Here is a 13,903-nt window from a genome sequence, read left to right on the forward strand (position 1 = left end):
CGTCGACAAATACTGGTCCCCCGTCAACCGCGTCGACAACGCATATGGCGACCGAAACCTCGTCTGCACATGCCCACCAATGGACGCATACGAAGAAGCCGCAGAATAAACACAAAACACAAAGCCCCGCCGGAATACCGGCGGGGTTTTTCGCCAATAGGAAACCTGTGTTCCAAATTGCGCACCCACCCTATGTCGTTTTCTGCGGGTGAACGGTCTTTTTTGCTTGCTGGATCTGCGAAGGCCTCATACCCCTGTCCGTGGGACACCCCTCCCCAACGAGGGGCGTGTATCTGGAAGGGTAATACACATGACCATCGAACAACCGGCAACGCGGCCGGCGAATCCGCGTTTTTCCTCGGGCCCCTGCGCCAAACCTCCCACATTTGATCTGTCCAAACTGGCCGATGCCGCGCTGGGTCGGTCGCACCGTGCAGCCGTTGGCAAGGACAAGCTGAAGGCGGCCATTGAAGGTACGCGCGAGGTTCTGGGCATTCCGGCGGATTACAAGATCGGCATCGTTCCCGCCTCGGACACCGGCGCGGTCGAGATGGCGCTGTGGTCGCTGCTTGGCGAACGCAAGGTCGAGATGCTGGCGTGGGAGAGCTTTGGCTCGGGTTGGGTGACCGATGTTGTCAAACAGCTGAAGATCGACGCCGAGGTGAAAACGGCCGAGTACGGGCAGATCGTTGATCTCGCATCCGTCGATTTCGCCAATGACGTTGTGTTTACATGGAACGGCACCACCTCGGGTGTGCGGGTTCCCAATGGCAACTGGATTGCGGATGACCGTCAGGGTCTGACGATCTGTGACGCAACCAGCGCAGCCTTTGCGATGGACCTGCCCTGGGACAAGTTGGATGTGACCACGTTCAGCTGGCAGAAAGTGCTGGGTGGCGAAGCGGCCCACGGGATGCTGATCCTGAGCCCGCGTGCGGTGGAACGGCTGGAAAGCTATACCCCCACTTGGCCCCTGCCGAAGATTTTCCGCCTGACTAAGGGCGGCAAATTGATCGACGGTATCTTTACCGGTGCGACGATCAACACGCCCTCGATGCTGGCGGTCGAGGATTATCTGTTCGCGTTGGACTGGGCGCGCTCGGTCGGCGGGCTGCAAGGCCTGATCGCCCGTGCGAATGCCAATGCCGGTGCGGTGGATGCGTTCTGTGATCAGAATGACTGGATCGCCAATCTGGCCGAGGATGCAGCGACTCAATCGAACACGTCCGTGTGCCTGAAATTCACCGACGCGCGCATTCAGGACGGTGCCACTTTCGCCAAGGCCGTGGCCAAACGGCTTGAGGCCGAGAACATTGCGCTGGACATCGGGGCCTATCGCGACGCGCCTGCGGGCCTTCGCATCTGGTGTGGCGGCACGGTTGAAACCTCGGATATCGAGGCGATGCTACCCTGGCTGGCCTGGGCTTTTGAGGCCGAGATCGCGGCGCAAACCGAAGCCGCCTGACCTTTTTCACCGGGCCCCATCAGGCCCGGACCTTCCCTACAATTCAAGGACCAGAGATATGGCCCCCAAAGTACTCGTATCTGACAAGCTCAGCGAAACCGCCGTTCAAATCTTCCGGGATCGCGGCATCGATGTGGATTTCATGCCCGATCTTGGCAAGGACAAAGACAAGCTGGCCGAGGTGATCGGTCAGTATGACGGCCTTGCCATCCGTTCGGCCACCAAGGTCACGCCGACCCTGCTTGAAAAGGCTGACAACCTGAAAGTTATTGGCCGCGCTGGCATCGGCACGGACAATGTGGACAAAGAGGCTGCCTCGAAAAAAGGCGTGATCGTGATGAACACGCCTTTTGGCAACATGATCACAACGGCCGAACATGCGATTGCCATGATGTTCGCCGTTGCGCGGCAAATCCCCGAGGCCAGTACCTCGACCCATGCGGGTAAGTGGGAAAAGTCCAAGTTCATGGGAATCGAGCTGACCAACAAGACCCTCGGCGTCATCGGCGCGGGCAATATCGGCGGCATCGTTTGCGAACGCGCCTTGGGCCTGAAGATGAAGGTCATCGCCTATGATCCCTATCTGGGCGAAGAGAAAGCCGCCAAGATGGGCGTGGAAAAGGTCGAACTGGACGAACTGCTGTCGCGGGCAGACTTCATCACCCTGCACGTGCCGCTGACCGACCAAACCCGTAACATCCTGAGCCGCGAAAATCTGGCCAAGACCAAGCCGGGCGTGCGCATCGTCAACTGTGCGCGTGGTGGTCTGGTCGACGAAGAGGCGCTGGCCGAACTGCTGCAATCTGGTCACGTTGCTGGCGCCGCCTTTGATGTGTTCAGCGAGGAGCCCGCCAAGGAAAACGCCCTGTTCAACCTGCCCAACGTCGTCTGCACGCCGCATCTGGGTGCGGCCACGACCGAGGCGCAGGAAAACGTGGCGCTTCAGGTAGCCGAGCAGATCTCGAACTATCTGCTGACAGGAGCGGTGGAAAACGCGCTGAACATGCCCAGCGTCACCGCTGAAGAAGCCAAGATCATGGGGCCGTGGATCAAGCTGGCCGGTCACTTGGGCAGCTTCATCGGTCAAATGACAGATGAGCCGATCAAGGCGATTAACATCCTTTATGACGGTGTCGCCTCCGAGATGAACCTGGCGGCCCTGAATTGCTCGGTCGTGGCGGGGATCATGAAGAAGTTCAACCCCGAGGTGAACATGGTCTCGGCTCCGGTCGTCGCCAAAGAGCGTGGCATTCAGATCTCGACCACCAATCAGGACAAGTCCGGTGCGTTCGAAGGCTATATCAAAGTGACCGTGGTGACCGAAAAGCGCGAACGCTCGATCGGAGGCACGGTCTTCAGCGACGGCAAGCCGCGTTTCATCCAGATCAAGGGGATCAATATCGAGGCCGAGGTTGGCGCGCATATGCTCTATACCACCAACGAGGATGTCCCCGGCATCATTGGCGCGCTGGGTCAGACCATGGGTGACAATGACGTCAACATCGCCAACTTTACTCTTGGCCGGGCGGAAGCAGGCGGCGAAGCCATTGCGTTGCTTTACGTGGACGAGCCGGTTCCGGCCGAGGCGCGCGCCAAGCTGGCGGAAACCGGTCTGTTCACCCAGATCAAACCGCTGGAGTTCGACGTCGCCTAAGCAGTGTTGAATTTCTGGAACAATTCTTGCCCGCGCCCCTCAAGGCGCGGGTATTTTCTTTTCCTGACACGCATTTCGCGCCAAAAGCCGGGTACGCGTTTATCCGAGGGATTTTCATGACATCCGCCATCTACGCCATCGGCGATATCCACGGGCAGTTAGAGACGCTGGAAAATGCGCTGCACCTTATCGAACAGGACGGTGGGCGGGATGCGCGGATCGTGTTTTTGGGTGACTATGTAGATCGTGGGCCGGATTGTCGTGGCGTTCTGGACCTTTTGGTCGCTGGGCAAAAGGCCGGGCGGAACTGGGTTTTTCTGTTGGGCAATCATGACCGGATGTTCGCCAGATTCATGCACGATGGTTCAACCGCCGAGGCCAAATTGCGGATTGGCGAACACTGGCTGCATGCGCGTTTGGGCGGGACCGAGACGTTGGCGTCATACGGTGTGACGTACACCGAAGAAGAACGCGTTTACAAAATTCTCGACCGCGCAAGGGCAGCGGTGCCGTCGGACCATGTTGACTTTCTGAACCGGCTGGTGATGTACCATCACCAGGATGAGGTTCTGTTCGTCCATGCCGGGATTCGCCCCGGTGTATCGCTGGCCGATCAGACCGAGGAAGACCTGATCTGGATACGGGGCGAGTTTCTGGATGATCCGCGACCGCACCCGTGGCTGGTGGTCCATGGGCACACACCTGCGGAACAGGCTGAGCATCGCGGTAACCGGATCAATCTGGACGGAGGTGCCGGGATGGGGCGACAGTTGGTTCCGGCTGTGTTTGAGGGCCGGGATTGCTGGCTGCTCACCAACGATGGCCGTGTGCCGCTGATCCCTTAACCCTTGGTGAACAGGTCCTTGTAGTCCTCACGCAGGAAATTCTTTTGCACCTTGCCCATCGTGTTGCGGGGCAGCTCTTCCAGCACGATCAGTTTGCGTGGGTGTTTGAACCGGGCCAGCGAGTTCTGCACGTTGGCCAGAATGGCCTCGGGGTCCAGTGTCTGTCCCGGCTCGGGCACCAGAATGCCCAGCACGGTCTCGCCGAAATCCGGGTGCGGTACGCCGATCACTGCGCTTTCCAACACGCCCGGCTGGTCATCCAGAACCAGCTCAACCTCTTTGGGGTAAATGTTGTACCCGCCCGAGATGATCAGGTCCTTGCCGCGCCCGACGATGTGGACATACCCGTCCGCATCCAAACGCCCCAGATCGCCGGTGATGAAAAACCCGTCTTCGCGCAGCTCGGCGGCGGTTTTCTCGGGCATTTGCCAATAGCCCTGAAACACGTTGGGGCCGCGCACCTCAAGCATGCCGATCTCACCCTGCGGCAAGTCTGCACCGGTTTCGGGGTCGGTCACCTTCAGTTCGACGCCGGGCAGGGGAAAGCCTACCGTGCCTGGACGACGTTCGCCGTCATGGGGGTTCGAAGTGCTCATGTTGGTCTCGGTCATGCCGTACCTCTCAAGGATACGGTGGCCAGTGCGCGCCTCGAACCGCTCATGGGTCTCCGCCAGTAACGGCGCCGAGCCCGAGATGAACAAACGCATGTGTCGGGTCAGATCGCCGGTGAACCGCTCATCGCCCAGTAAGCGGGTGTAAAAGGTCGGAACCCCCATCATCGTCGTGGCCTGCGGAATCAGCCGCAACATGTCTTCAAGATCGAATTTCGGCAAAAAGATCATCGACCCGCCCGCGGACAGCGCCACATTTGTCGCCACGAACAGCCCGTGCGTGTGAAAGATCGGCAGCGCATGCAGCAGCACGTCATCCGCCGTGAACCGCCACTCCTGCACTAGCGTTTCAGCGTTTGACAGCAGATTGGCCTGCGTCAGCATTGCGCCCTTCGATCGTCCGGTTGTGCCCGAAGTATAAAGGAATGCGGCCAGATCATCCTCGGACCGCTGGACCGGCTCAAACGCGGGCAACATCCCCAGCGCCCGCCGCATAAGGCTTCCCGAACCATCGGCGTTGAGCGTCTCTAACCGGGCGTTTTGGGCGGCGGCGATAGGGGCCAGCCCCTGTTCTTTTGCGGCGTCACAGACAACCAGTTTCGCACCGCTGTTTTCGATGAAATATTGTAACTCGGCCGTGGTGTATCCGGTATTCAGCGGCAGAAAGATCAATCCGGTCTGCACGCAGGCAGCATAGAGCGCCAGCGCCTGGGGCGATTTTTCCACCTGTACGGCCACGCGTTCACCGGGCTCAAGTTCGTATCCGCTTAGGGTATTGGCGATCTGCGCGGCCATGTCCAGAAAATCGGCATGGGTCAGGATCTGACCATCAGGAAGGTGAAGAAACGGTGTGTGTTTGCCCGCGTGAATGCCAAACAGCCGTTCGTACAGCGGGTTACCCATTTCGTCTTTCCTTTGCGCCTGCTCAATCCTGGGTGAATCTGTATCGGATTGAGCAGAGGGTAAAGAGAAATCCGGGCGCGGTTTAGAATTGCGTGGTCATGCGATACCCGGCGGCAAAGAACATCTTGGCAAAGGTCACGGGCTGACCCTGCAACCAGGTGATGCGCTCTCCGGTAAAGACCGGTTCTCCTTCGGGGACGTCCAGAAACCCGGCGAGTGTTGTATCGGCACGGCTAGCCAGAAAACTCAGTTCGACATTGGTGAAGGGCAGGGTCTGGATCAGCCACTCATTCGGTCCGATCTGCGAGAAATCTGCCTGCTCCACCTGCGGGACCGAGGCCGTGACGATCCAGCGATCCTCAAACTGAAACGGCGTGTTGCCGTTGAAATGCATACAGCGAACATGCATCACGCTTTGCTCCTCAGACAGAGCCAATCGGGCGCTTAGCCATTCCGGAGCAGTCTCTAACTTAGAAGAAACCAGCGCATAGCGATATGTGCCGCCCATCGCCTCAACCTCGTCCCGGACCATGGGAATGGTGAAACGGGCCTGTCGCTGCGGTGCGCTCAACACCCGCGTACCAGCCTTGCGCCGGCGTTCCAGATAGCCTTCGTCAGCTAACTCCCGCAGGGCGCGGTTCACTGTTGTGCGGGTGCAGGAAAACTCGACCGCAAGATCCTGTTCGTTGGGCAACAGAGAGTCGGGCTGCCACTCGCCCGATCGGATGCGGGACAGAACGGTTTTCTTGATGTCTTTGTAGCTGGTGGTGTCACTGGATTGGGGCATGATGACCGTTCCTTTAGACCGAGGCCAGCAGGCCCGCAATCGCGGATCTATAGACGGATATGATCTGATCACGTGCAACGTGGCGGCCTTGCTTCACCATGTGGCGTCCGGCAGACCACAGATCGGTGACCAACCCATCAGGGGCGGCAAAACACAGCCCATCCAGTAATTGATTATCCGCCAATGCGCAGAGCGTCGGGTGGGTCCGGTCAATGGCCATCAGGTCAGCTAACTTGCCCTCAGCAATCTCACCGGCGTCACGTCCAAGCGCTTGGGCCCCACCTCGCGCGGCACCGGTATAAAGCGCATGCCCGACCGAGCCTTCGCCCGGTACCAGGACCGCCCGTTGATGATCGCGCAAACGTTGGGAGTATTCCAGGGTGCGCAGTTCCTCGGGCAAGGAAATCCTAATATTAGAGTCTGATCCGACCCCAAATCGTCCGTTTTCTGCGACGTAGGTCGCGCCGTTGAAAATACCATCGCCCAGATTGGCCTCGGTGATCGGGCACAGCCCCGCCACAGCACCGGACTGGGCCAGCGTGCGGGTTTCGGCATCGGTCATATGGGTGGCATGGATCAGACACCACCGCGCGTTCACGTCTGCATTGTCCAGCAGCCAGGCCACCGGACGCTGGCCCAACGCGGAATGTACGTCGGCGACTTCCTGAACCTGTTCGGCGATATGGATATGGACCGGACCCTTGGGTGTGTTTTGCAGCAGCTCGCGCAGGTCTTTTGGTGAAGTTGCGCGCAAGGAATGTGGCGCAACCCCCAATATAGAGTCAGTGTGTGGCAGTTTATTGCGGCAATCATCCACCAATTTCAAAAACCGGTACACATCATTGCTGAACCGCAATTGCCCACCTGACAGCGGGTCCTGCGCAACGCCGCCATAGGTGTAGAGGACCGGTAAATGCGTCAGGCCGATCCCCGTCTGGTGTGCGGCGGAAAAGATACGCTGGCTTAGTTCCGAGAGTTGATCGTAGGCCGCGCCGCCGGGTTGGTGATGGACATAGTGGAATTCACCGACCGAGGCATACCCGGCCTCCTGCATCTCCATGAAAACCAGTGCGGCGATGGCTTCGATCTGGTCGGGCGTCAACCGATCCAGAAAGCGATACATCAGGTTGCGCCATGTCCAGAAACTCTCGCGTCCGGCCATGCGGGTTTCCGTCATGCCCGCCATGGCCCGTTGAAAGGCGTGGCTGTGCAGGTTTGCCAAAGCGGGCAAAAGAACGTCAACGCGCGTATCATCGGGCAATGCCGACGCCTGGTACTGCACCCGGCTGATACGCCCATGGTCGATTTCTACTCGCACATCGTGAACCCAATCAGAGCCTAATAAAGCTGTCTTGGCATGAATCTGCATTTTGATTTCCATAATGTGTAGACTTCATATCTTTACACCTATACATAAAAATCAAACAAGAGGGGAGCCGAAAAGAATCGCCATGACCAGAAAAGCGGTCTTACTCAGCGCCAGGATGGCCACGATGTCAGAAGGGGGCACGCCCTATGGGCTGTGTCGGGATGCAGCGATCGCCGTTAACGGGGCAAAGATTGTCTGGGTCGGTGAACGCCAGGACCTGCCGCCGGAATATGCTGATTGGCCGGTCGAGGATTTCGGTGAACGGTTGATCACTCCGGCGCTGATTGACGCGCATACCCATGTGGTGTTCGGCGGAAACCGCGCAACTGAGTTTGAAATGCGGCTGAATGGCGCCTCATACGAGGACATCGCCCGTGCCGGGGGTGGTATCCTCTCCACGGTCCACGCCACGCGGTCCGCCAGCGCTGAGATGCTTTTGTCAGATGCTCTAACCCGCGTGGACGCCCTGATTGCCGAGGGTGTCAGCACCCTTGAGGTCAAGTCGGGCTATGGGTTGGATACCGAGACCGAATTGAAGATGCTGCGCGTTGCCCGCCGGATCGGTGAAACCCGCCCTATCCGCGTCAAAACCAGCTTTCTGGGCGCACATGCAGTGCCGCCGGAATATGCCGAATGCCCCGACGACTATATTCGCGAGGTCTGCATCCCAACCCTGCGCGCGGCCCATGCCGAGGGGCTGGTGGACGCGGTGGATGGGTTCTGCGAAGGAATCGCCTTTAACCCCGCACAAATCGCCCTGGTTTTTGATGTGGCGCAAGAGCTGGGCCTGCCGGTGAAACTGCATGCCGAGCAGTTGTCCAATCTGGGGGGGGCGCAACTGGCGGCCTCTTACGGGGCTTTGTCGGCGGATCACATCGAATACCTGGATGCCAATGGTGTATCAGCCATGGCAAAGGCCGGAACCACGGCCGTGCTGTTGCCGGGCGCGTTTTACACACTGCGAGAAACGCAGGTGCCACCCGTTGATCTGCTGCGCCAGCATCAAGTGCCAATGGCTTTGGCGACTGACTGCAATCCCGGTTCTTCGCCGCTGACCTCGCTGCTGCTGACCATGAACATGGGCTGCACACTGTTTCGTCTTACGCCTGAAGAGGCGCTGGCTGGTGTCACCCGCAACGCCGCGCGCGCGTTGGGGATCAACGATGCGGGCACTCTCGCGCCGGGGCATAGGGCGGATCTGGCGATCTGGAATGTCACTCATCCGGCGGAACTGGCCTATCGCGTCGGCTTCAACCCACTGCATAAACGTCTTTTCGGAGGGATCGAATGACGTCTCTGATTTTGCAGCCCGGTCAGGTTTCTTTGGCGCAACTGGCCGAGATCTATTGGGATCAAACGGTTGTTTCACTGGATTCTGACTGCAAGCCCGCAGTCGATGCGGCGGCGCTACGTATTCAGGCGGCGGCTCGGGGCAATGACCCCGTCTATGGCGTCAATACCGGTTTTGGGAAACTGGCCAGCCTCAAAATCGCGCCACAGGACACCTCGACCCTGCAGCGCAACCTGATCCTCAGCCATTGTTGCGGTGTTGGTCCCGCCATACCGCAAAGGCTGACCCGGCTGATGATGACACTCAAGCTGTTGTCCTTCGGTCGCGGTGCATCGGGCGTGCGGTGGGAGCTGATCGAGCTGTTGCAGCAGATGCTGGCCCGCGGGGTCACTCCGGTGATTCCGGCACAGGGTTCGGTTGGGGCATCGGGCGACCTGGCGCCACTAGCCCATATGACGGCGGTGATCATTGGCGCGGGAGAGGCGGAGGTGAACGGCACTGTTTTGCCGGGGGCTGAAGCGCTGAAAACAGTTGATTTAGAGCCTATTCAACTAGGTCCCAAGGAAGGACTGGCCTTTATCAACGGCACGCAGTTTTCAACTGCCTTTGCCCTGGCTGGGGTGTTCGAGGCTTGGCGTGCGGCGCAAAGTGCGCTGGTTGTTTCCGCCTTGTCGACCGATGCGATCATGGGGTCCACCGCACCCCTGCGGCCTGAAATTCACACTTTGCGCGGTCATCGTGGCCAGACCGAAGCCGCCAGCGCCATGCGCGCCGTGCTGGACGGGTCGGAAATTCGGGAAAGTCACCGTGAGGGCGACACCCGCGTTCAGGATCCTTATTGCATCCGCTGTCAACCGCAGGTCACGGGCGCAGCAATGGATGTATTGCGGCAGGCCGCCGCCACGCTTGAGGTTGAGGCCAACGCAGCCACCGACAATCCGCTGGTTCTGGCCGACGGGATTGTCTCGGGAGGGAATTTCCATGCTGAACCTGTAGGGTTCGCCGCTGATATGATCGCGCTGGCCGTGTCCGAGATCGGTGCTATCGCGCAGCGTCGCATTGCCCTGATGGTGGATCCGACGCTCAGCTTTGATCTGCCGCCTTTCCTGACCCCTGATCCGGGGTTGAATTCTGGCCTTATGATTGCCGAGGTCACCACGGCTGCGTTGATGAGCGAGAACAAGCACCTCGCCAATCCCTGTGTCACCGACAGCACTCCCACCTCGGCCAACCAGGAGGATCATGTTTCGATGGCGGCCCATGGTGCGCGGCGCCTGATCCGAATGGTCGAGAATTTGAACTACATTCTGGGTGTGGAATTACTGTGTGCGTCTCAAGGGGTTGAATTTCGCGCGCCGCTGGTCACCAGCGGGCCTTTGAAGCAGGTCATTGCTCGGTTGCGGGCTGACATTCCGGCCCTGACCGAAGATCGTTATTTGGCCCCTGACTTGGAGACCGCGAAACAACTGGTAGCCGGGGCGTCGATCCTACGGGCCGTTGGCACCCCAATGCCCGAGGTGGTGTGATGCAGGTGGTTAGCGTGCATCACGGGGATGGCCCTATCGTCTTGGGACAACCGCATGGCGGGACCTATGTGCCGGATGACATTGCAGCTCGTCTCAATGACACTGGGCGTGCATTGGGGGACACGGATTGGCACATAAACAGGCTCTATGATAAGCTTTTGAGTGGTGCGACGGTGGTTCAGTCGCATGTTCATCGCTATGTCATCGACGCCAATCGCGATCCCGACGGTGTTTCGCTTTACCCAGGGCAAAACACGACAACGCTGGTGCCATTGACCGATTTCGATGGGCAACCGATCTGGCGCGACGGGCAGGAACCGTCAGAGGATGAGATCGGTCAGAGGCGAGAAACCTTCCATGTACCCTATCATGCCGCGCTTGCCGAAGAGTTGGAGCGCGTGCGGGCAAAGCACGGCGTGGCTGTTCTGTTCGATTGCCACTCGATCCGCAGTCGCATTCCATTTCTGTTTGAAGGCATGTTGTCCGACATGAATATCGGGACGGATGGGGGAGTGACCTGTGCGTCAGACATAGAGTCTATTACACATGAATTTGCCGCATCGTCGCCCTACAGCACCGTTCTGAACGGGCGGTTCCGGGGTGGCTGGACGACCCGCCACTATGGCCGTCCGGCCGACGGTCTGCACGCCATACAGATGGAACTGGCGCAATCCACTTACCTGACAGCCGAGGCCGCCCCGTGGAGTTATGACACTGCCAAGGCCGACCGCCTACGTCGTTGGCTGCGCGATATTCTGGAAGCCATCCAAGACACTGCATTGGAGACGATCCCATGACCGACCCTCGCAAGAACACGCGCGATATCTATCCGCCGACAGGCCCCGAGCTGAACGCCAAAAGCTGGCTGACTGAGGCCCCGCTGCGGATGTTGATGAACAATCTGCACCCGGACGTGGCCGAAAACCCGCATGAACTGGTGGTTTATGGCGGAATCGGCCGCGCGGCCCGCACGTGGAAGGATTTCGACACTATTGTGGACGGTTTGAAGGATCTGGAAGAGGACGAAACCCTGATCGTTCAATCCGGCAAGCCGGTCGCCATTGTGCGGACGCACAAGGACGCGCCCCGCGTGCTGATCGCCAATTCCAACCTAGTGCCCCATTGGGCAACTTGGGATCACTTCAACGAGCTCGATAAGAAGGGTCTGATGATGTACGGCCAGATGACCGCTGGCTCGTGGATTTACATCGGCACGCAGGGCATCGTTCAGGGCACCTATGAGACCTTTGCCGAGGCCGGGCGCCAGCATTATGGCGGCGACCTGACCGGCAAGTGGATTCTGACCGGGGGCTTGGGCGGCATGGGGGGCGCGCAACCGCTGGCCGCCGTTTTTGCCGGTGCCTGCTGTCTGGCGGTCGAGTGTAACCCAGACAGTATCGATTTCCGCCTGCGCACCAAATACCTCGACGAAAAGGCCGAGACTCTGGACGAAGCGCTGGAGATGATCGATCGTTGGACCAAAGCGGGCGAGGCAAAATCCGTGGGCCTGTTAGGTAACGCGGCTGAGGTGTTCCCAGAAATCTTCAAAAGAGGAAACGAGGGCATCCGCCCGTTTCCCGATATTGTCACCGATCAGACCAGCGCCCATGATCCGATCAACGGCTACCTGCCAATTGGTTGGTCCATGGCGCAGTGGCGTGAAATGCGTGAAACAGACCCTAAAGCAGTGGAAAAGGCTGCTCGGGCGTCGATGAAACAACACGTCGCCGCGATGGTTGATTTTTGGAACGCGGGCGTGCCGACGCTGGATTACGGTAACAACATCCGGCAGGTGGCACAGGATGAGGGGTTGGAGAACGCTTTTGCCTTCCCAGGTTTCGTTCCCGCCTATATTCGTCCGCTGTTTTGCAAAGGGATTGGGCCATTCCGCTGGTGTGCGTTGTCAGGCGACCCCGAGGATATCTATAAGACCGACGCCAAGATGAAAGAGCTGTTCCCCGAGAACGAACATCTGCATCGCTGGCTCGACATGGCGCAGGAACGGATTGCGTTTCAGGGCCTGCCTGCGCGGATTTGCTGGATCGGGTTGGGCGACCGCCACCGCGCCGGGTTGGCGTTCAATGAGATGGTCGCCAATGGTGAGCTGAAAGCGCCGGTCGTGATCGGCCGGGATCATTTGGACAGCGGTTCCGTCGCTAGCCCGAACCGCGAGACCGAGGCGATGTTGGACGGGTCTGACGCCGTAAGCGATTGGCCGCTGCTGAATGCTCTGATCAACACCGCCAGCGGCGCGACCTGGGTCTCGCTGCATCACGGTGGTGGGGTCGGCATGGGGTTCTCTCAACATGCGGGTGTGGTGATCTGTGCCGATGGTACCGAGGACGCGGCCCGACGGTTGGAACGTGTGCTGTGGAACGATCCGGCCTCGGGCGTGTGGCGGCATGCGGATGCTGGGTATGAAATTGCAAAGGATTGCGCCCGCGCCCATGGGCTGCGATTGCCTGGCATTCTGGGGTAAACATATCAACTGTCTCTGGTGAATTGGCGGCCCCTGCGTTATGCGCGGGGGAGCCCGCAGGAGACCGATGATGTACGTAGCCACTCTGTTGACCAATCCGAACATGCCGAAGCTCGAGCAGGCTTTGGTCGAGTCGTTGTGCAACGCGTGGGGCGGGGGCGATCTGGTTTGGCTCAGCGAAGATGAGGCGGCGCAGTTTACGTTTCCCGAGCTGCCTGATAATCAGTGGGACGTCTGGGCAGAGCTGCAGTTGTTAGAGGTCGACCTGATCGTGCAGCCGTTCGGGAAACGCCGCAAGCTGATGCTGCTGGCCGATATGGACAGCACCATGATCCAGCAGGAATGTATTGACGAACTGGCCGATGAGGCGGGCGTGGGCGATCGCGTCAAAGACATTACCGCGCGGGCCATGAATGGTGAGCTTGATTTCGAAGGTGCGCTGATTGAACGTGTCGGCCTACTGAAGGGCTTGGATGAGGCGGTGATCGACAAGGTTCTGAACGAACGCATTACATTGATGCCGGGCGGTAAGGAACTGGTTGCGACGATGCGCCTGAACGGGGGCTATGCGGCCCTGGTGTCGGGTGGGTTTACGGCCTTCACCGCGAGGGTGGCTGATCTGCTTGGCTTTGATGAAAACCGCGCCAATACATTGCTGGCCGAAAAGGGCAAGCTGACCGGCGATGTACAGCGCCCGATTCTGGGCAAACAGGCCAAGGTGGATGCGCTGGCGCAGATTACCAAGCGGCTGGGCCTGTCCGAGGCCGACGTGATTGCCGTGGGCGATGGCGCCAATGATCTGGGCATGCTGAGCCGGGCCGGAACCGGTGTGGCGCTGCATGCCAAACCTTCGGTCGCCGCCAAATGCGATATTCGGATCAACTACGGAGATCTGACGGCTTTGCTGTACCTGCAGGGCTATTCCCGCGCGGCCTTTACCGAGGTCTGATCCCAAGGGGCTTCCCTTTATTTA

At 59.3% G+C, this 13,903-nt stretch carries 11 protein-coding genes; 8 read left to right on the plus strand and 3 right to left on the minus strand.

The features are described from left to right. Positions 1–310: 310 nt before the first annotated feature. The 3 genes from ACR0B0_RS15770 to ACR0B0_RS15780 all read left to right on the plus strand — a co-directional run bounded on the left by ACR0B0_RS15770 (position 311) and on the right by ACR0B0_RS15780 (position 3,964). Positions 311–1,465 carry a phosphoserine transaminase gene (locus ACR0B0_RS15770; RefSeq protein ID WP_480648627.1) on the plus strand — a complete coding sequence of 385 codons (1,155 nt, stop codon included), beginning with the start codon at positions 311–313 and terminating at the stop codon, positions 1,463–1,465. Positions 1,466–1,523: 58 nt separating this feature from the next. Continuing rightward, positions 1,524–3,119, plus strand: a complete 1,596-nt coding sequence (gene serA, locus ACR0B0_RS15775) for a phosphoglycerate dehydrogenase (protein WP_480648629.1) — start codon at positions 1,524–1,526, stop codon at positions 3,117–3,119. A 116-nt stretch (positions 3,120–3,235) separates the two neighbouring features. Continuing rightward, on the plus strand, positions 3,236–3,964 hold the full coding sequence (locus tag ACR0B0_RS15780) for a metallophosphoesterase family protein (protein ID WP_480648631.1): 729 nt from the start codon (positions 3,236–3,238) through the stop codon (positions 3,962–3,964). Here ACR0B0_RS15780 and ACR0B0_RS15785 read toward each other — a convergent pair. The 3 genes from ACR0B0_RS15785 to ACR0B0_RS15795 form a co-directional block, all read right to left on the minus strand. After that, a complete protein-coding gene (locus tag ACR0B0_RS15785) occupies positions 3,961–5,478 on the minus strand; it encodes a malonate--CoA ligase (protein WP_480567289.1) in 1,518 nt (505 codons plus the stop codon). The two genes, ACR0B0_RS15780 and ACR0B0_RS15785, sit on opposite strands and share 4 nt — an antisense overlap. A gap of 82 nt (positions 5,479–5,560) precedes the next feature. Beyond that, positions 5,561–6,265 (minus strand): GntR family transcriptional regulator, encoded by a 705-nt coding sequence (locus tag ACR0B0_RS15790; protein WP_170378177.1) that lies wholly within the window; start codon positions 6,263–6,265, stop codon positions 5,561–5,563. A 13-nt stretch (positions 6,266–6,278) separates the two neighbouring features. Further along, on the minus strand, positions 6,279–7,634 hold the full coding sequence (locus ACR0B0_RS15795; protein WP_480648633.1) for a formimidoylglutamate deiminase: 1,356 nt from the start codon (positions 7,632–7,634) through the stop codon (positions 6,279–6,281). A gap of 82 nt (positions 7,635–7,716) precedes the next feature. Between ACR0B0_RS15795 and hutI the strand changes: the two genes are divergently transcribed. The 5 genes from hutI (at position 7,717) to serB (ending at position 13,879) form a co-directional block, all read left to right on the plus strand. Beyond that, positions 7,717–8,925 (plus strand): imidazolonepropionase, encoded by a 1,209-nt coding sequence (gene hutI / locus ACR0B0_RS15800; protein ID WP_480648635.1) that lies wholly within the window; start codon positions 7,717–7,719, stop codon positions 8,923–8,925. Then, positions 8,922–10,451: a histidine ammonia-lyase gene (gene hutH, locus ACR0B0_RS15805; RefSeq protein WP_480648637.1), complete on the plus strand. Its 1,530-nt coding sequence runs from the start codon at positions 8,922–8,924 to the stop codon at positions 10,449–10,451. The genes hutI and hutH overlap by 4 nt, the downstream gene beginning before the upstream one ends. Beyond that, on the plus strand, positions 10,451–11,248 hold the full coding sequence (gene hutG / locus ACR0B0_RS15810) for an N-formylglutamate deformylase (protein ID WP_480648639.1): 798 nt from the start codon (positions 10,451–10,453) through the stop codon (positions 11,246–11,248). The genes hutH and hutG overlap by 1 nt, the downstream gene beginning before the upstream one ends. Beyond that, positions 11,245–12,930: a urocanate hydratase gene (gene hutU / locus ACR0B0_RS15815; RefSeq protein WP_480648641.1), complete on the plus strand. Its 1,686-nt coding sequence runs from the start codon at positions 11,245–11,247 to the stop codon at positions 12,928–12,930. The genes hutG and hutU overlap by 4 nt, the downstream gene beginning before the upstream one ends. Positions 12,931–13,000: 70 nt before the next feature. After that, entirely contained in the window at positions 13,001–13,879 is an 879-nt protein-coding gene (gene serB, locus ACR0B0_RS15820; protein WP_226689262.1) for a phosphoserine phosphatase SerB, read from the plus strand. Positions 13,880–13,903 lie beyond the last annotated feature (24 nt).

The organism is Ruegeria sp. BA12, from assembly GCF_056539625.1.

Coding starts and splice junctions, on each gene's coding strand:
- ACR0B0_RS15780 (WP_480648631.1), top strand. CDS start 3,236: ATGACATCCGCCATCTACGCCATCGGCGATATCCACGGGCAGTTAGAG.
- ACR0B0_RS15785 (WP_480567289.1), bottom strand. CDS start 5,478: ATGGGTAACCCGCTGTACGAACGGCTGTTTGGCATTCACGCGGGCAAA.
- hutI (WP_480648635.1), top strand. CDS start 7,717: ATGACCAGAAAAGCGGTCTTACTCAGCGCCAGGATGGCCACGATGTCA.
- hutH (WP_480648637.1), top strand. CDS start 8,922: ATGACGTCTCTGATTTTGCAGCCCGGTCAGGTTTCTTTGGCGCAACTG.
- ACR0B0_RS15770 (WP_480648627.1), top strand. CDS start 311: ATGACCATCGAACAACCGGCAACGCGGCCGGCGAATCCGCGTTTTTCC.
- serA (WP_480648629.1), top strand. CDS start 1,524: ATGGCCCCCAAAGTACTCGTATCTGACAAGCTCAGCGAAACCGCCGTT.
- ACR0B0_RS15795 (WP_480648633.1), bottom strand. CDS start 7,634: ATGCAGATTCATGCCAAGACAGCTTTATTAGGCTCTGATTGGGTTCAC.
- ACR0B0_RS15790 (WP_170378177.1), bottom strand. CDS start 6,265: ATGCCCCAATCCAGTGACACCACCAGCTACAAAGACATCAAGAAAACC.
- hutU (WP_480648641.1), top strand. CDS start 11,245: ATGACCGACCCTCGCAAGAACACGCGCGATATCTATCCGCCGACAGGC.
- hutG (WP_480648639.1), top strand. CDS start 10,451: ATGCAGGTGGTTAGCGTGCATCACGGGGATGGCCCTATCGTCTTGGGA.
- serB (WP_226689262.1), top strand. CDS start 13,001: ATGTACGTAGCCACTCTGTTGACCAATCCGAACATGCCGAAGCTCGAG.